Source organism: Herminiimonas glaciei (genome assembly GCF_042664955.1).
Taxonomy (GTDB): domain Bacteria; phylum Pseudomonadota; class Gammaproteobacteria; order Burkholderiales; family Burkholderiaceae_D; genus Oxalicibacterium; species Oxalicibacterium glaciei.
In genome coordinates, this window is sequence record NZ_JBHTBU010000002.1 from 829,609 (window position 1) to 850,648 (window position 21,040).

General features: G+C 51.9%; 24 protein-coding genes. 18 read left to right on the forward strand and 6 right to left on the reverse strand.

Annotation, left to right across the window (positions count from 1 at the left end; all coding sequences use genetic code 11):
- Positions 1-2: 2 nt before the first annotated feature.
- Genes ACFQPC_RS14845 through ACFQPC_RS14855 form a run of 3 tightly spaced genes read right to left on the reverse strand, consistent with a single transcriptional unit; the run spans position 3 to position 2,889 of the window.
- Positions 3-1,124, reverse strand: coding sequence for an efflux RND transporter periplasmic adaptor subunit (locus ACFQPC_RS14845; RefSeq protein ID WP_382272641.1), 1,122 nt, complete (start codon positions 1,122-1,124; stop codon positions 3-5).
- 2 nt (positions 1,125-1,126) lie between these two features.
- Positions 1,127-1,678 carry a COG1361 family protein gene (locus ACFQPC_RS14850; protein ID WP_382272642.1) on the reverse strand — a complete coding sequence of 184 codons (552 nt, stop codon included), beginning with the start codon at positions 1,676-1,678 and terminating at the stop codon, positions 1,127-1,129.
- Positions 1,675-2,889: a TolC family protein gene (locus tag ACFQPC_RS14855; protein ID WP_382272643.1), complete on the reverse strand. Its 1,215-nt coding sequence runs from the start codon at positions 2,887-2,889 to the stop codon at positions 1,675-1,677. The genes ACFQPC_RS14850 and ACFQPC_RS14855 overlap by 4 nt, the downstream gene beginning before the upstream one ends.
- A 638-nt stretch (positions 2,890-3,527) precedes the next feature.
- Between ACFQPC_RS14855 and ACFQPC_RS14860 the strand changes: the two genes are divergently transcribed.
- The 6 genes from ACFQPC_RS14860 to ACFQPC_RS14885 all read left to right on the forward strand — a co-directional run bounded on the left by ACFQPC_RS14860 (position 3,528) and on the right by ACFQPC_RS14885 (position 8,233).
- Positions 3,528-4,460, forward strand: a complete 933-nt coding sequence (locus ACFQPC_RS14860; RefSeq protein WP_382272644.1) for a chromate resistance protein ChrB domain-containing protein — start codon at positions 3,528-3,530, stop codon at positions 4,458-4,460.
- A complete protein-coding gene (gene chrA / locus ACFQPC_RS14865; protein ID WP_382272645.1) occupies positions 4,457-5,830 on the forward strand; it encodes a chromate efflux transporter in 1,374 nt (457 codons plus the stop codon). The genes ACFQPC_RS14860 and chrA overlap by 4 nt, the downstream gene beginning before the upstream one ends.
- 31 nt (positions 5,831-5,861) lie before the next feature.
- A complete protein-coding gene (locus tag ACFQPC_RS14870) occupies positions 5,862-6,452 on the forward strand; it encodes a superoxide dismutase (protein WP_382272646.1) in 591 nt (196 codons plus the stop codon).
- 13 nt (positions 6,453-6,465) lie between these two features.
- Positions 6,466-6,921, forward strand: a complete 456-nt coding sequence (locus ACFQPC_RS14875) for a chromate resistance protein ChrB domain-containing protein (RefSeq protein WP_382272647.1) — start codon at positions 6,466-6,468, stop codon at positions 6,919-6,921.
- A 33-nt stretch (positions 6,922-6,954) separates the two neighbouring features.
- Complete coding sequence (locus ACFQPC_RS14880) at positions 6,955-8,007, forward strand: DMT family transporter (protein WP_382272648.1); 1,053 nt, start codon at positions 6,955-6,957, stop codon at positions 8,005-8,007.
- A gap of 100 nt (positions 8,008-8,107) precedes the next feature.
- Positions 8,108-8,233, forward strand: a complete 126-nt coding sequence (locus ACFQPC_RS14885) for a YHYH domain-containing protein (RefSeq protein ID WP_382272649.1) — start codon at positions 8,108-8,110, stop codon at positions 8,231-8,233.
- A 536-nt stretch (positions 8,234-8,769) separates the two neighbouring features.
- Here ACFQPC_RS14885 and ACFQPC_RS14890 read toward each other — a convergent pair.
- Positions 8,770-9,423 carry a ComF family protein gene (locus ACFQPC_RS14890; RefSeq protein WP_382272650.1) on the reverse strand — a complete coding sequence of 218 codons (654 nt, stop codon included), beginning with the start codon at positions 9,421-9,423 and terminating at the stop codon, positions 8,770-8,772.
- Positions 9,424-9,487: 64 nt separating this feature from the next.
- Here ACFQPC_RS14890 and ACFQPC_RS14895 point away from each other — a divergent pair, with 64 nt between their 5' ends.
- From ACFQPC_RS14895 to ACFQPC_RS14925, 7 genes are all read left to right on the forward strand, one after another.
- Positions 9,488-10,426: a methyltransferase domain-containing protein gene (locus ACFQPC_RS14895; RefSeq protein ID WP_382272651.1), complete on the forward strand. Its 939-nt coding sequence runs from the start codon at positions 9,488-9,490 to the stop codon at positions 10,424-10,426.
- Positions 10,427-10,666: 240 nt separating this feature from the next.
- Positions 10,667-11,122 carry a DUF2244 domain-containing protein gene (locus tag ACFQPC_RS14900; RefSeq protein WP_041296675.1) on the forward strand — a complete coding sequence of 152 codons (456 nt, stop codon included), beginning with the start codon at positions 10,667-10,669 and terminating at the stop codon, positions 11,120-11,122.
- A gap of 32 nt (positions 11,123-11,154) precedes the next feature.
- On the forward strand, positions 11,155-12,315 hold the full coding sequence (gene coxB / locus ACFQPC_RS14905) for a cytochrome c oxidase subunit II (RefSeq protein WP_012080995.1): 1,161 nt from the start codon (positions 11,155-11,157) through the stop codon (positions 12,313-12,315).
- An 18-nt stretch (positions 12,316-12,333) separates the two neighbouring features.
- Positions 12,334-13,935: a cytochrome c oxidase subunit I gene (gene ctaD / locus ACFQPC_RS14910; protein ID WP_382272652.1), complete on the forward strand. Its 1,602-nt coding sequence runs from the start codon at positions 12,334-12,336 to the stop codon at positions 13,933-13,935.
- A 33-nt stretch (positions 13,936-13,968) separates the two neighbouring features.
- Entirely contained in the window at positions 13,969-14,085 is a 117-nt protein-coding gene (locus ACFQPC_RS14915) for a cytochrome oxidase small assembly protein (RefSeq protein WP_382272653.1), read from the forward strand.
- 7 nt (positions 14,086-14,092) lie between these two features.
- Positions 14,093-14,692, forward strand: coding sequence for a cytochrome c oxidase assembly protein (locus tag ACFQPC_RS14920; protein ID WP_382272654.1), 600 nt, complete (start codon positions 14,093-14,095; stop codon positions 14,690-14,692).
- Positions 14,693-14,817: 125 nt separating this feature from the next.
- Positions 14,818-15,678 (forward strand): cytochrome c oxidase subunit 3, encoded by an 861-nt coding sequence (locus tag ACFQPC_RS14925; RefSeq protein ID WP_382272655.1) that lies wholly within the window; start codon positions 14,818-14,820, stop codon positions 15,676-15,678.
- A gap of 108 nt (positions 15,679-15,786) precedes the next feature.
- Here the strand turns inward: ACFQPC_RS14925 and ACFQPC_RS14930 are convergent, their stop codons facing one another.
- The gene (locus ACFQPC_RS14930; RefSeq protein WP_012080991.1) at positions 15,787-15,987 is read right to left on the reverse strand and encodes a twin transmembrane helix small protein; all 201 of its coding nucleotides are present in this window, start codon (positions 15,985-15,987) and stop codon (positions 15,787-15,789) included.
- 78 nt (positions 15,988-16,065) lie between these two features.
- Here ACFQPC_RS14930 and ACFQPC_RS14935 point away from each other — a divergent pair, with 78 nt between their 5' ends.
- The 5 genes from ACFQPC_RS14935 to ACFQPC_RS14955 are packed head-to-tail and all read left to right on the forward strand — an operon-like array spanning position 16,066 to position 19,978.
- Positions 16,066-16,779 (forward strand): SURF1 family protein, encoded by a 714-nt coding sequence (locus ACFQPC_RS14935; protein ID WP_382272656.1) that lies wholly within the window; start codon positions 16,066-16,068, stop codon positions 16,777-16,779.
- Positions 16,766-17,350, forward strand: coding sequence for an SCO family protein (locus ACFQPC_RS14940; protein ID WP_382272657.1), 585 nt, complete (start codon positions 16,766-16,768; stop codon positions 17,348-17,350). The genes ACFQPC_RS14935 and ACFQPC_RS14940 overlap by 14 nt, the downstream gene beginning before the upstream one ends.
- Entirely contained in the window at positions 17,343-18,497 is a 1,155-nt protein-coding gene (locus tag ACFQPC_RS14945; protein WP_382272658.1) for a COX15/CtaA family protein, read from the forward strand. Before ACFQPC_RS14940 ends, ACFQPC_RS14945 begins: the two co-directional genes overlap by 8 nt.
- Entirely contained in the window at positions 18,494-19,378 is an 885-nt protein-coding gene (cyoE, locus tag ACFQPC_RS14950; RefSeq protein ID WP_382272659.1) for a heme o synthase, read from the forward strand. Before ACFQPC_RS14945 ends, cyoE begins: the two co-directional genes overlap by 4 nt.
- A gap of 3 nt (positions 19,379-19,381) precedes the next feature.
- Positions 19,382-19,978 (forward strand): SCO family protein, encoded by a 597-nt coding sequence (locus tag ACFQPC_RS14955; protein WP_382272660.1) that lies wholly within the window; start codon positions 19,382-19,384, stop codon positions 19,976-19,978.
- A gap of 61 nt (positions 19,979-20,039) precedes the next feature.
- Here the strand turns inward: ACFQPC_RS14955 and rpoH are convergent, their stop codons facing one another.
- Positions 20,040-20,936 carry an RNA polymerase sigma factor RpoH gene (rpoH, locus tag ACFQPC_RS14960; protein ID WP_012080985.1) on the reverse strand — a complete coding sequence of 299 codons (897 nt, stop codon included), beginning with the start codon at positions 20,934-20,936 and terminating at the stop codon, positions 20,040-20,042.
- Positions 20,937-21,040 lie beyond the last annotated feature (104 nt).

Below are 21,040 nucleotides of genomic sequence, written 5' to 3' on the forward strand. Positions count from 1 at the left end.
CCCTACCGGATTTGGTTGATGAGCGCTGTGCCAGACACAACAACGCGGTTTTCGGAGGCAAGTCCTTTTACAACTACGATGGTTTTTGCATCTATCGCTTTGGCTTCAACTGGTTGAGCAATGAAACGTTCAGCACCTGATTTGATCCATACAATGGCTTGGTTTTCAGGGCTACGTACTAATGCTTCTGCTGGTAGAGAGATACCTTTTATTTTCTCCGTCAATTTAACGATGACGGTAACTGGTTGGCCAACTGCAAGCGCCATGCCTTTCCCTTTCGCCTGAAAACTGATTGGTAGCGCTCCATCACGCAAGCTGCGTCCACCACCCAGTAAAGTCAGTTCTATCTCAGGGTGCGCGGCCAAGCTCGCTTGGTTAATACGATTTGTCAGCGAAATGTCAGTAGTATTTGCTTCGACAAATAAGCGATTGGGATCGATGACTTCAAACAACACGTCGCGTGCTTCCACAATTTGTCCGCTTAAGACATTTGCCGTCGCAATGATGCCGGAAGCGGGAGCTGTGATAGCTTCACTACCGCCGACACTTGCTGAAACTGCACGTTCGCGACCATTCAGGCTATTTAATTCAGCGTGTGCCGCATCGATATCTTTTTGTGGAACAGTGCCTTCCAGCGATTCAAGTCGCTTCACTTTTTGCTCAACCAAAATACGGTTGGCGCGTAAGTCGGCCAGTTGCGCTTGCTGATTGCCCCGGTCAATTGCGCTGGCAACAGGTGTTATACGAATCAAAACTTGACCTTTTTCAACTTGCTGTCCAGTCACCGGCAAACCTTTTGGCCCGGCTTCAATGCGCCCAGAAAACGGGGCTTGTACTCGTCCGCCGGCATTAGGGTCGATAGCAACGCGGCCATTTAACTCAACTGTCAATGGATAGTTATCTTCGATTCCCATCACTGTTCGGATGGCCATGCGCCGTTGCGCTTGTTTGGGGACATTGAGACTGCCATCGGGCAGCCGTGTTAATCCACTTCCATCACCAGATACGGCACCATCCAGATGTTCTCCATTGGGGCCATGTGCACCAGGTGCCGAATGACTAATCGGTGATAACAAAGCAAAGGCCAATGCAGAAATAGTGAGATAAGACGATTTGATATTCATGATTATTTTCCTGTCGATTTTTGACGGCGGCGAAATTTGATAGCAGCTATCAACAAGACGATGACTATGATCAGACCAGCAGCACTCCATGCCCATGGGAAATGCGCATGGTCATCGGCTTCAATGTCAGTTGGTACGATAAGAGTGCCTTCTAGCAAGTCACTTTCATCGTTTGTAGTGAGAGTAAAGAGGAGAGCGTGTTTCCCCGGTTTGGCAAGTGCTTTTAACAGCATTTCGTCATCGACTGCGTAATCGCCGTGATCAGCATGAAACTTTGCAGGTGCCTTCAAACCATTGAAATCAACTTCCAGCTTGCCGTTTAAAACTGGTTCGTTGGACTCATAGCGATCGATCAAGATAGACAATTCACCTCCTTGTAGTCGACCGACTAATTCGAACGATTCGGAAAATGTTTCTATACGAGGCCCTGCATCACGGTGCACATGACCAGTCGGTCCATCCAAATGTTCACCATTCGGGCCGTGTGCCCCAGGCGCAGCTACTGCTGAGGTCATCAGCAGACAATAGAAAATGACAAATTTGAGTAGATTCACGGGATGATTCCTAAGGCTTGATTTAAACGGGCATGGGCAAGTCCCACGGCGACTCTTTGCTGTCTTGCTGCTACGTCTGCTTCATGAGAGATTGCGCGAGAGCGTAAGAGCTCATTGAGTCCACGTTCACCTAGTCGAAATGCTTTTGCGATCAGTTCGGTATGTTCACGTGTCAATGCAACACGCTCCGTAGCAGCTTCCAATCCTTGTTTTGACGCAAGCAATTGTTGGCGTGCGAGTTCGATATCGCTTAGAAGCATGCTTTCAGCCTGCGCAGCTTCTGCTTTCGATGTTTCAATTCTGGTAAGAGCCGCCGTCTCTAAAGGACGATTGCGCGCATCCGTTCCAAACGGAATTTGTACGGCAATTCCAACGCTTTGATTTGAGCTGGTTGCGAAGCCATCCTGTTGACGTCGCATCAATAAGCCAACTGTAGGAGGGTCGCTACGCGTCGCTCTAACTGTCTTGAGAGATGTTTGAGAGCGCTGCATAGATTTCTGTGCGAATAACATCTTGGGATGTGGCTCTTGCATTGCCATTGCAATAGGTTCAGGTTCGGGAACAGGAATGTTTTGTTGGCCGGTTAGCGTCATGTAACGAGCCATCGAGATGTGTAGTCGATTTTGGGCAGCGGTAATAGCGTTCTTCGCTGCGAGCACTTCTTGCTGAGCGAGCAAGCCGTCAGATCTTGCGAGGTCTCCAGCCTTAACTCTACGCATTACATCAGCGGCCAGTGCATCAAGGTGCCGTTGATGATCCTGCGCTTCCGCCAGTTCTTCACGTGCGGCAGCAACTGCCCATAGCTGCTCGCGTACTTCTCCAGCGATTAGTAAACGCGTATTGATTATTTGCGCATCCAGTTCGTCGGAGCTGATATTGGCTAGTGCTTCACGTGCTGATTTTTGCCCTGGTAGCCAAATTGGCGCAGAAACGGAAACTTCGGTTTCGCGAAAACCATTTTGATTATTCCAGCGATCACTACGTTGGGATAACCCAACTGTCGGTGAGCCAGCAATCCAAGATTGAGCTGACTGACGTCCAGCCAACGATTCGTCTCGTCGAGCTTCTAATGTGCGAGCCAATGGCGATCTTTGCCAAGCTGCATCAACAGCGGTCGAGAGTGGGGTTAGGGGTTCCGATAGCGTCATAGGCGCTGTGAGCGCCAAGATGGCTAAAAGACTAAAACGATGAAATATAGAACTGACAAACATGCGATCTCCATTCGGTATCCAAAAAGGCGAACCGAAGGTGTGCGCATATCACGCAGGGTACTTCTACGTGAAATTTAAAAGATATGAAAAATGCAACACCCTCGGCGAATTAACCGAGAGGGGAAGGGGGACGTTGTGGACGCTCTGGAACAGGGTCAGGTATGTAGTCGCTACGTTCTGACGTAGCAATGAAGAATGTAAGTACTGGGCTCAGAAGGGTAACGCTAGAAGGCAATGTTGCCGTTTGGGCGGAAGCAGCGTGATCTAAGAAATGCTGAGTTGATTCGCTTGAATCATCGTAATGGATCGAACCGTCGTCACCGTGATGATGGCTAGTGCCTTCCTGATGCTCTAGTTCATGTGTCAAGTCATAAGCATTTGCCGCCGATAGCCAAATCCCCTGCATAGCAAAGCTATGCAAAGGCAAAAGCATCAACAGGAAAATGCAAAAGAAACGACGCACAAAAGATCTCTTGGATAGGTTGTGACCAGATTATAGCAATTAATTGTTACGACTCAAGACCAAATGAGAACGATTTTTATTGAGCTGATGGCATGTAGTCGGCATGTAAAACACATTGCATAATTCTAATGATGTGGTAGAGTTAATTACATAATCGTAGAGAAAGCTACTAATTATGAAATGGATTCTGCTCATACTTACCCTGCCCACAGAAAACGCCACAGCGCGTATGAGGGCATGGAGGGCGCTCAAAACCTCCGGAGCGGCTGTCTTGCGCGATGGTGTTTATCTATTGCCAGATCAAAGTGGCTGTAAAGCAACCCTGTCAGAGATCGCCGACGATATCGACAAGAACGGCGGGACGACATACTTACTCCACACGAGTACAGATAACGATGCATTCCTTACCTTGTTCGATCGCTCGACAGAATTCGCCGCATTGTCAGATGACATTGCTCAATGCCGAGCCAAGCTCAGCGACGATACGGCGACAGAAACGATCAAACAGGCACGCAAACTACGTAAAGCCTTTGATCAGTTAGCTGCCATCGATTTCTTTTTCAGCGAATCACAAAAACAAACAGCGGCCTCACTACTGGAGTTGGAAGCAACAGCAATCCGTACCTTATCGCCGGATGAGCCACATTCCATCACGGGAGAAATCCAGCGCTTGTCGCTTGCCGATTATCGTGGTCGTACATGGGCAACGCGTGCTCGTCCTTGGATGGATCGCTTGGCAAGTGCATGGTTGATTCGTCGCTTTATCGATCCGAAAGCGAACATTCTCTGGCTGGCATCCCCGGCAGATTGCCCGGCTAATGCATTGGGGTTCGACTTCGATGGTGCGACGTTTTCTCATGTCGGTGCCAAGGTGACGTTTGAAACCTTGCTGGCCAGCTTTGGCCTTGACTCTCCTGCGCTCGCACGCTTGGGTGGCATCGTTCACTTTATCGACGCTGGTGGCATACAGCCACCGGAAGCTAGCGGCATAGAACGTGCGCTGGCTGGTATCCGTGAAACGGTTACTGATGATGATCAACTTTTAGCTATCGCGTCAGGCATCTTCGATGGCCTGCTTACCACCTTTGAACAGGACACTTCAGCATGAGTAACATTACGTCTACTTCAGTTACGAGTACTGAAGAACAAACACGCCCCGATCAAGTGCCTTTTTGGTCTGCGCTTAAACTCTGGTTCAAACTTGGCTTCATCGGTTTCGGTGGCCCTGCTGCGCAAATATCTCTTTTGCACAGAGAACTCGTTGAACAAAGACGCTGGATTAGCGAGCGCCGTTTTCTGCATGCACTGAACTACTGCATGTTGTTACCGGGGCCGGAAGGTCAACAACTTGCCACCTATATGGGATGGCTAATGCACCGTACCAAAGGCGGCATCGCAGCTGGTGTGCTGTTCGTACTACCATCCTTGTTTTTCTTGATTGCATTGTCCTGGCTCTATATCGCCTACGGTCATGTGCCGCTGATCGCCGGTTTGTTTTACGGTATCAAGCCTGCAATTACAGCCGTGGTCGTGCATGCGGTTCATCGCATAGGTTCGCGTGCATTGAAGAACAATTTGATGTGGGCAATTGCCGCTGCATCCTTTGTCGCCATCTTTGCGATGAATGTACCGTTCCCTGTCATCGTCGCAACAGCCGCATTGATTGGTTATCTCGGTGGTCGCTATATTCCAGACAAATTTACAGTCGGTGGCGGACATGGCCAAGCCAATAAATCATACGGCCCTGCACTGATTGATGACGATACGCCGACACCGGAACATGCTCAATTTCGCTGGTCTGGATTGACGAAGATTCTAGCCGTAGGGGCCGTGTTGTGGTGCGTACCTATGGCGGTGCTAACACTGCGCTTCGGCTGGGACCACACCTTGACGCAAATGGGATGGTTCTTTACCAAGGCCGCTTTGGTGACATTTGGTGGCGCGTATGCAGTTTTGCCATACATCTATCAAGGTGCGATCGGTCACTACAACTGGCTCACACCTACGCAAATGATCGATGGTTTGGCATTGGGTGAAGCTAACCCTGGGCCGCTCATCATGGTGGTGGCGTTTGTGGGCTTTGTCGGTGCTTATGTACAAGCAATATTCGGCCCTGATTTGCAGTTCCTTGCTGGCGCTACCGCTGCCGTACTCGTGACATGGTTCACCTTCCTGCCATCATTTATTTTCATTCTGGCTGGTGGCCCTTTGGTTGAATCCACACATGGCAACTTGAAATTCACTGCACCTCTGAGCGGCATTACTGCAGCTGTAGTTGGTGTGATTCTTAACCTTGCAGCGTTTTTCGCCTATCACGTCTTATGGCCAACAGGATTCTCTGGCACGTTCGACTGGATTGCAGCACTAATGGCCATCGTTGCGGCTATCGCACTGGTTGGCTACAAACGTAATGTCATGCATGTTATTGCAGCAAGCGCAGCGATCGGATTAATTCTGAAAACAAGTTTCAACATTTAGCTCATTTAGTTGAGCCGGATTGGAGAACAAAATGCCCTACGAAATACTTCCGCTATCACTTGATACAACAGCTTTGTCGGGATTATCTGCCACATTAATTCAAAGCCATCATGGCAATAACTATGGTGGCGCAGTCAAGCGCTTGAACGCGATACAGGAACAACTGGGGAATGTCGATTTCGACCAAGTGCCGGGTTTTGTTCTCAATGGGCTCAAACGAGAAGAGCTGATTGCATATAACTCGATGTTGTTACATGAAATTTATTTTGATTCTTTGGGTGGAGATGGCTTGTTGCCAGAAGGTTCACTACGCAGTGCGATTGAACGCGATTTCGGCAGTGTAGCGCGTTGGCAATCCGAGTTCGTCGCGATGGGAAAAGCCTTGGGTGGCGGATCTGGTTGGGTAGTGCTGGGGAAGTCACCACGAGATGGCAAGCTAAGTAATCAATGGGCAGCAGATCATTGTCACACCCTGGCTGGGGGCCTGCCGCTACTGGCGTTGGATATGTATGAGCATGCATATCACATTGATTTTGGCGCAAAGGCAGCAGCATACGTGGATGCCTTTATGAAAAATATCGACTGGAACAAGATAGAAAAACGTTGGGCAGCATCGGTCTGATAAGGAGATCAACATGAAATGGATTACACGTGAGCGTCCAAAGATCGATCGCATTGCTTGTCCGTGGTTGATATCTCGTTTTGTGGATCAAAATCCAGAGTTTCTCTATGTTCCGGCGAAAGATGTGATGCGTACTGCAGAAAAAACAGGTGCCATCCCTTATGACGTGCCGGGTGTGGAATTAACGCATGATGGCGAATTTTGTAGCTTCGATGCCATCTTGAAAAAATACAAGTTGGTCGATCCTGCTCTACTGCAACTTGCTGAGATCGTGCGAGGTGCAGATACGTCAAGGCTTGGTCTCACGCCACAATCAGCTGGGTTGTATGCGCTGTCATTAGGGCTGTCCCGAAATTTTACTGATGACCACGAAATGCTTAAACATGGCATGGTGATGTACGACGCACTATATACATGGTGCCAACAATGCCAGTTGGAAACGCATCAATGGCCTCCTGAAATGAAGTAAGTCTGCTGAAAAGATAACGGAGAGGGAAGCAAGGTGCACAAAGGAGTCGTCTACGCATTACTGGCAGCTGCATTGTTTGGTGCCAGTACGCCTTTTTCCAAGATGTTGGTCGGCCAAATGGCGCCAGTCATGCTTGCGGGATTGCTTTATCTCGGGAGTGGAGTCGGTTTGCTCACTTGGTATGCATTGCGTTTCATCTCATCCAGAGGCAAACAGACATCAGGTGATCGTTTAACAGCACGTGATTTACCTTGGTTAGGTGGAGCTATTCTGACGGGTGGTATTGCTGGCCCTGTGTTGTTGATGATTGGCTTGACGCTTACTCCTGCATCATCTGCATCACTCTTACTGAATATTGAAGGTGTATTGACCGCGTTGTTGGCTTGGTTTGTTTTCAAAGAAAACTTTGATCGCCGTATTTTTGCAGGCATGGTCTTGATCGTGATAGCAGGCGTATTGCTATCGTGGGGACAAAGCTCGAAGCTGGAAATCCCTTGGGGTTCTCTTACTATTGTTGCTGCATGTTTATGCTGGGCTATCGACAATAATCTCACCAGAAAAATATCAGCGAGTGACGCCGTTCAAATAGCGGGAATTAAGGGCTTAGTCGCTGGCTCGGTGAATTTATTGATAGCAGTCGAAATGGGTTATTTAGTACCAGATGTTCATGTCATCTTTAATGCTGGCGTCGTAGGCTTTTGCGGCTACGGCCTCAGTCTGGTGATGTTCGTACTTTCTCTTCGCCATCTTGGTACGGCTCGAACTGGTGCGTATTTTTCAGCAGCACCGTTTGTAGGGGCGGGTGTATCACTCTTGCTTTTAGGGGAGACACCCAGCACAGTATTTTGGATTGCAGCAGCATTGATGGGGGCTGGTATTTGGTTGCATTTGACGGAAACACATGGACACAAACATACGCATGTTCCTCTGTCCCATGCGCACGCACACCGTCATGATGCACATCACCAGCACGAGCATGATTTTCCATGGGATGGCAAAGAACCTCATGTTCATCCACATGAGCATGACCCATTAACGCATAGTCATGACCATTTTCCTGACATTCATCACCGACATAAGCACTAGGTTAGACGTGTTTAGGTGAGTTGGGCCATCGGACTATCGACAACAGGACTATGATTACGTTGTGTGCTTCGCATGCACTCACTACATAAGGGGAGACAAAATGAAAAAAATACTGATCGCAATGCTGTTAATCGCCGGGACTTCGTTTGCCATTGCTCACTCAGGTGGCACAGATAAAAATGGTTGTCATAATGATCGGAAAAACGGCGGCTATCACTGTCACTAAATTTCCAAAGTATAGAAAATAGAAACCGGCTTAATGCCGGTTTTTTGTTTGGCGACCGTTCAATTGCGTATGGCGTGGTTATGACCACAACGCCAGCATTTCAAGTACGGGCCATATCGGCCATTCTTCTTTGTAGTGGGCATCATGCATAAGTCACACGTATGACAGACGCCACGATACGCTTGCCAAATTCGCCAGCAGTTATAGATTTGTACAGCAATGCTCGTGACGCCGAACGCGATGCCAAGATAGTACGTATAGATCGCGAGATGGTGTACGCGAGGTGTATCAAGAAATTGTGCTGTTGCAGCGAACATGTGTAGTGCTGCTAATAATAGAAATACTGGAATACCTATTAGGTGAGCCATGTAACGCATTGCTAACCCGCTTCGCGAAAAAGCAGTGATCGTTACATGAGCTTGCAGCAGCGACAATCCGGTGTTTATGGGATGGAGCAGCTTTAGTGGTGCCATAACAGCATCCCGCGCTGACAGTCATCGAAGGGGAGGGGCGATCAACAATTCATGTGTTCTTAGCTACGAGGTGAGTACGTCATCCACGATAGCGATATGCTGCCCACGGACCAGGTCGGCCGCCTGTGCTGCCAGCGTAAAGGCATTGCGCATATTGCGATGGCGGGCATCCGGTGGCAGGCTGGATTGCATGGCGGTTTCGCGACTGCGCTGGATCAGCTGCGGTATCAGCGGAATCGCAATGGCCCTGGATAAGGGTTTGGCAATTTCCAGTGCCTGGTTGAAGCCACGTTCGGCCAGGCGCTGCTCACCGAGCGGTACGGCAGCCATGATGGTCGGCATCGCAAAAGCCCGTTCGCGCAGCAGGGCATCGACAATTAATTGTGCGAATAAGGGGGCCAGGGCCAATTGATTGCCGAATTTGAGCGCGAGTACCAGATGGTCGATCGGGGCGCTGTAATCGCCGGCAACAATGGTTGCGTCGAAGGCGCGCGGGATGCGCAGGCAGTTGCCACATAGGGAGCGTACCTGTTCGCCGTCTGCCAGCGGGTACGCGCATTGTGTGCAGCGTCGCGGGCGTCGGCTGAAGAATTGCCTGCCACAAGGACCGCACAGCGCTGCGGTGCCGGGGATGCTGCAGAGCGCGCAGGATGTGGGTATTCCTGCCGGCAAACGCAGGATGCAACGACGGGTCCAGTCAATAAAACGATAAAGCATCGCGCACTTACCTCCATGCGTGTAAACTTGCCCGCATTATCTCATTGCTTAGCTTGCCTTATTCGTGTCTTCCCTGCCGCCACAATCCGACTCCAAACTCAGTGCCCCGATAGACCTGAATCGCGTTCGCGACTTGTTCAGCGATCCTGTGCGCACGCTGGAATCGGGTTTCCTGCGGCGCGAAGTGGCGACCCGCATGCATGAGCGGCTGGCATTGGTAAAAATTGCACCGACGCATGTACTGGATGCCGGTTGCGGCGAAGGCGCAGACCTGGCGACCCTGCAAAAACGCTTCCCGCAAGCGGCCATGCTCGGGTTGGACGCATCCAGCGCCATGCTGGCGGCAGCGCAGGAGAGCCAAGTGGCGGGGCTGTCGTCGATGAATCGCCTGTTGCAGCAATGGCTGCCGGCGGTGATGGGACGCGATTCGGGAGCCAGCCTGGTATGCGGAAATTTCGCGCAACTGCCGCTGGGAATCAATGCGGTCGATCTGGTATGGTCCAACCTGGCCTTGCATTGGCATCCGCAGCCGGACCGGGTGTTCGTCGAATGGCGCCGTGTCTTGCGCCAGGACGGTTTGCTGATGTTCTCTTGCTTTGGCCCGGACACCTTCAAGGAGCTGCGTGCGGCATTCGCGGCGGCCGATGCCGAGCCGCATGTGTTGCCATTTGTAGACATGCATGATTTCGGCGATATGTTGGTAAATGCCGGTTTTTCGACACCGGTGATGGATATGGAAACCCTGACCGTGACTTACGGTTCGGTGGAAAAGCTGATGGCTGATGTGCGTGCGATGGGCGGTAATCCGCTGGATACGCGCCGCCGTGGTTTGCTGGGCAAGCAGGCGTGGCAACGCGCGATGGATGTGCTGGAACAAAGCCGTCGTGCCGACGGCAAGATCCCGCTGACATTCGAGGTAATCTACGGCCACGCGTTCCGGCCGGCGCCGCGCGCGACCGCGAGCGGGGAGTCGATTATCCGTTTTGATCCGCCGCGGAAATAAGAATACTTGTTAAATAATTATTAAAAATATGAGCGGGAGACGGCCAATGTTTTGGCAGCGGCAACTAAAAGCAGCGCGCCGCTTATGTGTGTTCGGGGTATTTGAAGGCGGTAAAAAGTACTGAAAATGGGAGCTGTTGTCATTTGTTTTTATACTTGATAACAAAACCCTTTCCGACTTATACTTCGACGGTTTTGCGTGAGTGCAGCTTGCTTGCGCAAACCGTTCAGGCGGTGTGCTATGGCCAACCGAGAATGGTTATTGAAACGTAATTGTTCGATATCACCACGACAACTGATGCAGGCTTATTCAGTGTTATGTGTGGTGTCCCTGATCATTGCGCTTTCCTTCACCTGGCGCGGGGCGTGGTACATCTTAGGTTTTGCAGTAATTGAATTAGCGGCTGTAGGGTGCGCTTTTCTTTGTTATGCACGCCATGCTACCGATTGCGAACACATAGTCCTAACCGACGATCTGTTGGTAATACATCTAATTCAAGCCGATAAAGCACGGCAATTTAAGCTAATACGTCATTGCACGAAAGTCGATCCGCCAGCGAAGCGGCATCGATTGATAGGTCTGGAATCCTCCGGTACGCGTGTTGAAGTGGGGCGATTCCTGACAGAATACAAGAGGCGTGAGTTCATCCGTGAGCTGCGTCAGGAGCTGGGGTCTGCAGTTATGCCTGGTTGTTAAAAGAATTCTTAATTTGGGCTTTTGAGGAAATCATGAAACATGCGAAGCGCCTTCAATCTTTGATGCTTGGTGCGTCGTTCCTGGCGGCTGGTATGCCGTCGTGGGCGGTGACCGATAGTCCGGGCGGACCTGCAGTGCGTCAGCTCAATTTCCACGAACCTGTAACGCAGATCGCGGAACAAATCTATTCGCTGCACACCTTGATGCTGATCATCTGTCTGGTGATTTTCGTCGCTGTGTTCGGCGTCATGTTTTACTCCATCTTCAAGCATCGCAAGTCGCTCGGTCATAAGTCGGCGACTTTCCATGAAAGCACCGCAGTCGAAATCGCATGGACCGTGGTTCCTTTCCTCATCGTTATCGGTATGGCGCTGCCGGCGACCAAAACCGTGGTGGCGATGAAAGACACCTCGAATGCGGATATCACCATTAAAGCCACCGGTATGCAGTGGAAATGGGGATATAACTACCTCAACGGCGAAGGCGAAGGCATCAACTTCCTCTCTAATCTGTCCACCCCGCGTGAACAGATCGTCGACAACACCAAAGTCAAAAACGAAAACTACCTGATCGAAGTCGACAATCCAGTGGTCGTACCGGTCAACAAAAAAATCCGTATCGTGCTGACCGCGAATGACGTGATCCACGCCTGGATGATCCCGGCTTTCGGCGTCAAGCAGGATGCGATCCCGGGTTTCGTACGTGACACCTGGTTCAAGGCTGAAAAAATCGGCACCTACCGTGGTCAATGCGCCGAGCTGTGCGGCAAGGACCATGCTTTCATGCCTATCGTCGTCAATGTCGTCAGCGATGAAGACTACAAGGCGTGGGTAGACGGCAAGAAGAAGGAAATGGCTGCCAACGCCGATGATCCTACCAAGACATGGACCGTGGACGAGCTCGTACAGCGCGGCGAAAAAGTCTATACCGCCAACTGTATCGCTTGCCACCAGGCCAACGGTAAAGGTGTACCGGGCAGCTTCCCGGCACTGGATGCATCGCCGATTGTGACCGGACCAAAAGCCGCCAACATCCACATGGTGATGGAAGGCAAGGGCGCGATGCCGGCCTGGAAACCGGTATTGTCGGATACCGAAATTGCCGCGGTGATTACTTATACCCGCAACCATTGGTCGAATAAGGCCTCGGAAAACATTGTCCAACCAGCAGAAGTGCTGGCTGCGCGTAAGTAATAGAATCGGGAGACAGAGATGAGTACAACCGCAGTCGATCACGCACACGATCACTCGCACGACCATGACCATGCGCACGATCATCCGCATGGCTGGCGCCGTTGGGTATTCGCGACCAATCACAAGGATATCGGTACGCTTTACCTGTGGTTCTCGTTCGTAATGTTGTTGTCCGGTGGCTTCCTGGCGATGTTGATACGCGCCGAGTTGTTCCAGCCAGGCCTGCAATTGATGCAACCGGAGTTCTTCAACCAGCTGACCACCATGCACGGCATCATGATGGTGTTCGGCGCGATCATGCCGGCTTTCGTTGGTTTCGCCAACTGGATGGTGCCGCTGCAAATCGGCGCGTCCGATATGGCATTTGCCCGCATGAACAACTTCTCGTTCTGGTTGCTGCCACCGGCAGCGATCCTGCTGGCGGTGTCCTTCCTGGTTCCTGGTGGTGCAACTGCTGCCGGCTGGACCCTGTATGCACCGCTGTCGACCCAAATGGGGCCTGGTATGGACATGGCGATTTTCGCCCTGCATATCATGGGTGCATCGTCGATCATGGGTTCGATCAACATCATCGTGACCATCCTCAACATGCGCGCGCCTGGCATGACCCTGATGAAGATGCCGATGTTTTGCTGGACCTGGCTGATTACCGCCTACCTGCTGATCGCCGTGATGCCGGTTCTGGCTGGTGCGATCACCATGACCCTGACCGATCGTCACTTCGGTACGTCCTTCTTTAATGCGGCTGGTGGCGGTGATCCTGTCATGTATCAGCACATTTTCTGGTTCTTCGGACATCCAGAGGTGTACATCATGATTTTGCCGGCTTTCGGCATCGTCTCGCACATCATTCCTACCTTTGCGCGCAAACAGTTGTTTGGCTATGCATCGATGGTGTACGCAACCGCTTCGATCGCGATCCTGTCCTTCATGGTATGGGCGCATCACATGTTCACTACCGGTATGCCGGTCACTGCACAGTTGTTCTTCATGTACGCGACGATGTTGATCGCGGTGCCAACCGGCGTGAAGATTTTCAACTGGGTGGCAACCATGTGGCGGGGCTCGATGACGTTCGAGACACCTATGCTGTTCGCCATCGGCTTCATCTTTGTATTTACGATGGGCGGCTTCACCGGCCTGATCCTGGCGGTGACACCTATCGATATCCAGTTGCAGGATACCTACTACGTGGTGGCTCACTTCCACTACGTGCTGGTGGCTGGTTCCTTGTTCGCGCTGTTTGCCGGTTTCTACTACTGGGGTCCGAAGTGGACCGGTTTCATGTACAACGAAACCCGCGGCAAGATCCACTTCTGGGGTTCGCTGATTTTGTTCAACATCACCTTCTTCCCTATGCACTTCCTGGGATTGGCCGGTATGCCACGTCGTTACGCTGATTACCCGGCGCAGTTCACCGATTTCAACATGATCGCGTCGATTGGTGGCCTGGGCTTCGGCTTGATGCAGGTGTACTTCCTGTTCGCGGTGGTCATACCTTCAATCAAAGGCGGCGTGCCGGCAGAAGCGAAACCTTGGGATGGTGCTGAAGGTCTGGAATGGACGGTGCCTAGCCCGGCTCCTTTCCATACATTTGAAGTTCCTCCAACAGTTAAATAAACGGAGTGGCGGGCGTGAGCCCGCCACATTGCGATGTCGGATTTGAAGACGGAACAAAAAAAGCGTAATTTGCGCACCGCCCTGATACTCGGGGTCATCGCCGCGATGTTCATGTTCGGCGTGATCGCAAAACGCTTGTGGTTTATTTAGGGCAGAGATGGAAAACCAGACAGATGATCAGAAGCACAGTAAGTTAAATACCCAGATGTTTGGCAAGCTGGTTGTGATTGCTGTGATGATGTTTGGTTTTGGTTATCTGCTGGTACCGATATACAAACAGATTTGTGAAATTACAGGTGTCAATATCCTGACCTCGCAAGAGATGAAGGTAAAACCGATTGATAATTCGCAAGTCGACAAGAGCAGGACGATCACGGTTGAGTTTGATGCGAATACGCAAGGACCGTTTCGTTTCCGCCCTACGGTAAACAGCATGCAGGTGCATCCGGGCGAAATGGCCCAGATCGTGTATGAAGTAGTCAATACACAGGCCCGCAGCGTAGAAGCACAGGCAATCCCGAGTTATGCACCACAGCAGGCGGCAGCGCATTTCAAGAAAGTGGAATGTTTCTGTTTCCAGCAGCAAACTCTGGAAGCCAGCCAGGCGAAGCAGATGCCGGTAGTGTTTTACCTGGATCCTGCTTTACCCAAGGATGTAAAGACGATTACCTTGTCCTATACTTTCTTTGAGATCGCAGGGCGTGAGAAGAAGGCAGAGCTGAAGCCGACAGAATTGAAACAGGCAGTAGCAGGATAAATAGTAAAAAGAAGAAGTCGGCCAGCTAGTCAGAGCCGATAGTCGAAATGAAATTTAACGCGTTGTTTGCGACATGCAATTGTCCTGATGGCGTCACTACTTGAATTTTGTATTGGGAGATGGAGATGAGTGCTCAACACGCGAATGCGCCTTACTATTTCGTGCCTGGCCCGTCCAAATGGCCAGCGATAGCGGGAACTTCGTTGCTCGTGATGATGCTGGGTGCGTCGGGCTGGGTAAATGATGCAGCCTGGGGATCTTATGCCACGTTTGCGGGCCTGATCGGCTTCCTCGTAGTGCTGTACTACTGGTTCGGCGACGCTATTTCGGAATCCGAAGGCGGCATGTACAGCAAGCGCATCGATGCTTCCTATCGCTGGAGCATGAGCTGGTTCATTTTCTCCGAAGTCATGTTCTTTGCCGCATTCTTCGGCGCCCTGTTCTATGCGCGCAGCATTGCGATGCCTTGGCTTGGCGACCTGGACAACAAGATCCTGTGGCCAGACTTTGCCGCACACTGGGGTAATGTCGGTCCGGCCGGTACGGTAGAGCCATTTACCACCATGGGTCCATTCTGGATTCCAACCATCAACACCGCTTTGCTCTTGTTGTCCGGTGTGACGCTGACCATTTCGCATCATGCGATCCGTGAAAACCATCGCGGCAAGACGGCATTCTGGCTGGCAGCAACCATCCTGCTGGGCGCGATCTTCATGGGCTTCCAGGTCTATGAATATATGCACGCTTACACCGAGCTGAACCTGAAACTGACTTCGGGTGTGTATGGTTCAACCTTCTTCCTGCTGACCGGCTTCCACGGTTTCCACGTGACCCTCGGCGCGATCATGTTGAGCGTGGTGCTGTATCGTGTATTGAAAGGCCACTTCACTGCAGACAATCATTTTGCATTTGAAGGCGCCGCTTGGTACTGGCACTTTGTTGACGTCGTCTGGCTCGGTTTGTATGTCGTGGTCTATTGGCTGTAAGTCACGCGGGCAGTAAGCGCGGGACATGAAAAAGCCGCACTTCGGTGCGGCTTTTTTGCGATCGGGGCGACATGTTATGCAAGAGGCAAGCGCCTTGATGTATCTGGGTCAGCGTATGCCGGTTGGCTGGATCAGGCCAAATTTATAGGCCAGCAGTACCAGGATAAACAGTGCGACTGAAAATCCTACCCGCATCGTCAGGGCTTTGACCGTGCGATTGCTTTTACCCTTGTCTTTCATCAGGAAGAATAGCGCCGAACCCAGGCTGCCGAGGATCAGGATGAAAGCAATGGCGACTATGATTTTCATGGCATAAGGGATGGGTTGGCCGGGCCTTCGGGTACGCCGTCATCCGACGCAGAATGTATTGAGTAAAGTGACATTGTAATGCGATTCACCTTTCGATTTAGGCTCATTCCATTTGTTGCCGCAGCTATTGCGGTGGCGATCGGCCTGTCGTTGGGACAATGGCAAACCAGGCGCGCTGCCGAGAAAATTGCCATCGAACAAAAAATCCATGAACGGCAAGCCGCCGCTTCCTTGCAGTTAAGCGACGCCGCGCTTAATCCTGACGATATCGAATTCCGCCGCCTCTCAGTCCAAGGTGAATTCCTGCAGGACTGGCCGGTTTATCTGGATAACCGCCCGCATAATGGCGTCGCCGGTTTCTACCTGCTGATGCCATTCAAAGTCGCCGGTAGCCGGTTGCATGTATTGGTGGCGCGCGGCTGGATTCCACGTAATGTGGCAGACCGCACTAAAATGCCCGCTATCGTTACGCCGCATGGCCAGTTACAAATTGAAGGTGTCGCGCGCCGTGATATTGGCCATGTGATGCAATTGGGTGAGGTGGACGCGCCGCGTCCCCATGCGATCGTGCAAAACCTCGATGTGGCAGGCTTTGCCGCCGCCAGCGGTTTGCAGATGTCACCTATTGTTCTTGAACAGTTGACGGATACCGGTGACGGTCTGGTGCGTGACTGGCCGGTACCATCTTCCGGTGTGGACAAACATCGCGGTTATGCCTTCCAGTGGTATGGCTTGGCTGCAATGGCTTTTATATTTTTTGTTGTGACAGGAATTCGACGTGGAACCAAATAAAAACAAGGGACGCTGGAAATTATTTGCCGTGATTCTGGTCTGTGCGGCACCTATCATCCTGTCTTACTTCACCTACTATGTGATCAAGCCACAGAGCCGTACCAATTACGGCACCCTGATTGATCCGCGTGATTATCCGATCCCGACGCTGGGCGCGACCACACTGGACAAGAAACCGGCTACGCTGGAGTCCTATCAGGGCAAATGGGTGATGCTGCACGTCAGTGGCGCCGAGTGTGAAGCATCCTGCGAAAAGAAATTGCATGATATGCGCCAGCTGCGCCTGGCGCAGGGCAAGGAAATGGACCGTATCGAACGCGTGTGGCTGATCACCGATGACAAGCCGGTCGATACCATCCTGATCCGCGAATTTGACGGCACCGATATGTTGCGCGTGAAAGAAGAGCTGGTGCGTGCGTGGTTGCCGACCGATGCCGGCAGCAGCATTACCGACCACATCTATATGATAGATCCGCTCGGACACCTGATGATGCGCTTCCCGAAAGACGCTGACCCGAACAAGGTCAAAAAAGATTTGTACAAATTATTAAAGGCTTCTGCAATTGGTTGATTCCGGCACTTTGTTCCAACTGGGCAGCAAGGGCATCTTTGTTGCCTTGCTGGCTTTTGTCATTGTCTGGTCGTCGAAGGACCCGGATAAATATCGCAAGCTGGTGTGGGTGACTTTATTCCTCACCTTCGATGTGATCATGTTTGGTGCTTTCACGCGCCTCACGGATTCCGGCCTCGGCTGTCCTGACTGGCCCGGTTGTTACGGTCATGCCAATCCATTGCAGGCAATGGAACATATACGTGCCGCCGAGGCATTGATGCCGGATGGTCCGGTCACCGTGATGAAAGCCTGGGTCGAAATGATCCATCGTTACCTGGCGATGGGCATAGGTGTGCTCATCATCGCGATCGTGGTGATTTCCTGGCGCTTCTGGTTGCAGAGCGGCCGCAGCGTGCACAAGTTTTCGCCGCATTTTCCGGTGGCCTTGCTGATTTTCGTCTGCATCCAGGGTGCCTTTGGCGCGTGGACAGTGACGATGAAGCTGCAGCCTGTCATTGTCACTATCCATCTCTTGTTAGGCATGACCTTGCTCGGCATGCTGGCCTGGGTTGGCGCACGGCAAAAGGAGCATCCACCGGTCGCCGCCGCAGCTTATGCCTTGCGTATCCCGGCGCTGATCGCCCTGATTTTGCTCAGTTTCCAGATTGCGCTGGGTGGTTGGGTCAGCACCAATTACGCGGCGCTGGCCTGCAGCGATTTTCCTTTATGCCACGGTGCGGTGATCCCGCAGATGGATTTTGAAAACGGCTTCACGCTGTGGCGCAGCCTCGGCATGACAGCGGATGGCGAATACCTGCCGTTCCCGGCTTTGACAGCGATCCACTGGACGCACCGGGTGTTTGCCTTTGTCATGGCCGGATACATCGCCTGGGTTTGCTACAAGGCCTACAAGATCGAAGGTTTGCAGACGATTGCACGTGGTGTGCTGGCGGCGCTGGCATTGCAAATCACGATAGGTATTGCCACAGTTTCATTGAAATGGCCGCTGGCGCTGGCGGTCGCGCACAATGGTTGTGCAGCGCTGCTTGTCCTCTTGCTGGTCATGTTAAACTACAAGGCTAGAATCCCCGGTGCTGCCGGGACAAATCGTGGGCCGGATCAACTTGATACGCGCTTATCGGCTGCACCCAACGACAACGCATGACTACTCTGACCGTATCTCCGAATCGTATCGCCCAGTACTGGGCCCTGACCAAGCCGCGTGTGACGCAGCTGGCGGTTTTTTGCGCCGTCATCGGCATGTTCCTGGCAACACCTGAGTTGCCAAGCTGGAAGATTGTCGTGTCTGCAACAATCGGTATCTGGTTACTGGCGGGCGCCGCATTTGCAATTAACTGCCTGGTCGAGCGCGAGATCGATTCACGCATGGCACGCACCGCCCGACGTCCAATGGCACGCGGCGAAATTACCGTGCTGCAAACACTGGTGTTTTCAGGTGTGATCGGTGGCGCAGGCATGTGGGTGTTGTACAACTTTGTGAATCCGCTGACGATGTGGCTGACCTTTGCCACCTTTGTCGGTTATGCAGTGATTTACACCATCATCCTGAAACCGGCGACGCCGCAGAATATCGTGATCGGTGGCCTGTCCGGTGCGATGCCGCCTGCATTGGGCTGGGCCGCGGTGGCAAATGATTTGCCGATGCAGGCGTGGATACTGGTTTTGATTATCTTCATCTGGACCCCGCCGCACTTCTGGGCGCTGGCCTTGTACCGTCGTGATGAGTATGCAAAGTCCGGTTTACCGATGCTGCCGGTCACGCATGGCACCGAGTTCACCCAATTCCATATCTGGCTCTACACCATCGCCCTGGTCGCAACCACCATGTTGCCGTTTGCGGTCGGTATGAGCGGTTTGATTTACCTGGTGTCGGTGGCGATCCTGGATATCATTTTCGTTTGGTATGCATGGCAGGTTTATCGCCATTACACCGATATGATTGCGCGCAAGATGTTCGCTTATTCGATCATCTATCTATCCCTGCTGTTTGCGGCCTTGTTGGTCGACCACTATTTGAGATTCTGAAAAATGCGCTTCCGTTCTTTCCTGATGATGTGCGCTGCAGTGCTGGCCTTGAGTGCTTGCAGCGATAAAGCGAAACAAGTGACTTTCAATAACACCGACCTGACCGGGCTCGGATATGCGAAGGAATTTTCGCTGCACGATCACAATGGCAAGCTGCGCACGCTGGCCGATTTCAAGGGCAAGGCAGTTGTCGTATTCTTTGGTTTCACACAGTGTCCTGATGTATGCCCGACGACCATGATGGAAATGTCGAATGTGATGAAGGCACTGGGACCGGATGCGGACCGGGTGCAGGTCTTGTTTGTGACCGTCGACCCTGAGCGCGATACCGCCGCCTTGCTGGCGCAGTATGTACCGGCTTTCGATCCACGCTTCCTCGGCTTGCGCGGCGACCTCGCAGAGACCGAGAAAGTGGCGAAAGAATTCAAAGTGTTTTATCAAAAAGTGCCGGGCAAGACACCGGGTAGTTATACCGTCGATCACACCGCCGGCAGCTATGTGTTTGACCCGCAAGGCCGCATCCGCTTATTCATACGTCACGGCCAGGGTATAGACCCTATCGTGCAGGATCTGAAGACTTTACTGGCAGAGAAAACGTAAAGAAGACAGGCATAAAAAAGGCGCTCCGAGGAGCGCCTTTTTTGTTTGCTGCTATGACTGCTTAAGCGTAAGCGGCCAGCGAGCCTTTCATTTTTTTCAGTGCGACTGCTTCGATCTGGCGAATACGTTCTGCCGATACGCCGAACTCATCAGCCAATTCATGCAAGGTTGCACCGGAGCCATCGTCGTTCGCCAGCCAGCGCGCTTCAACGATGCGACGCGAACGTGCATCCAGTTTGCCCAAAGCATTCGACAAGCCTTCGGTTTGCAGGCGATCAAACTGCTGCGATTCCAGCACCTTGGTCGGTTCCTGCATATCTGAAGACAGGTAAGCGATAGGCGCAAACTTGTCGTCTTCATCGTCAGTCGGCGCTTCCAGTGCGATATCGCGACCGGACAAGCGGGTTTCCATCTCTATGACTTCTTCCCGTTTGACGTTCAGCGTTTTCGCCAGTTCATCGACCTGATCCGGCGTCATCGAATCGAGGCCGGTTTTGTGGCTGCGCAGATTGAAGAACAATTTGCGTTGTGCTTTGGTCGTCGCGACTTTCACCAGACGCCAGTTTTTCAGGATGTACTCATGCATTTCTGCCTTGATCCAATGCATCGAATACGAAACCAGGCGTACGCCTTGATCAGGGTCGAAACGCTTCACGGCTTTCATCAAGCCGATATTGCCTTCCTGGATCAAGTCTGCGTGCGGCAAGCCGTAGCCCAGATAGCCGCGGGCGATCGAGACGACCAGGCGCAGATGCGAGAGCACCAGTTTTTGCGCGGCACCGAGATCATTCTCGTCGCGCAGGCGACGCGCCAAAGACATTTCTTCTTCGTGCGTCAGCATAGGGAGGCGATTGACCGCCGAGATGTAAGCGTCAATATTGCCCAGCGCACCAGAAAATCCCAATGCCAGCATATTGCTGTTAGGAACCAATGCGGTAGATGCAGATACTGCTTTCATGCGTTCTCCTTGCTAAGTTTCAGTCAGAAACCAATTTGTTTCTGTGAACTAAACTGCTTTGAATAGCTATATTAGCACTCTCTTGAAATGAGTGCTAATGAGCG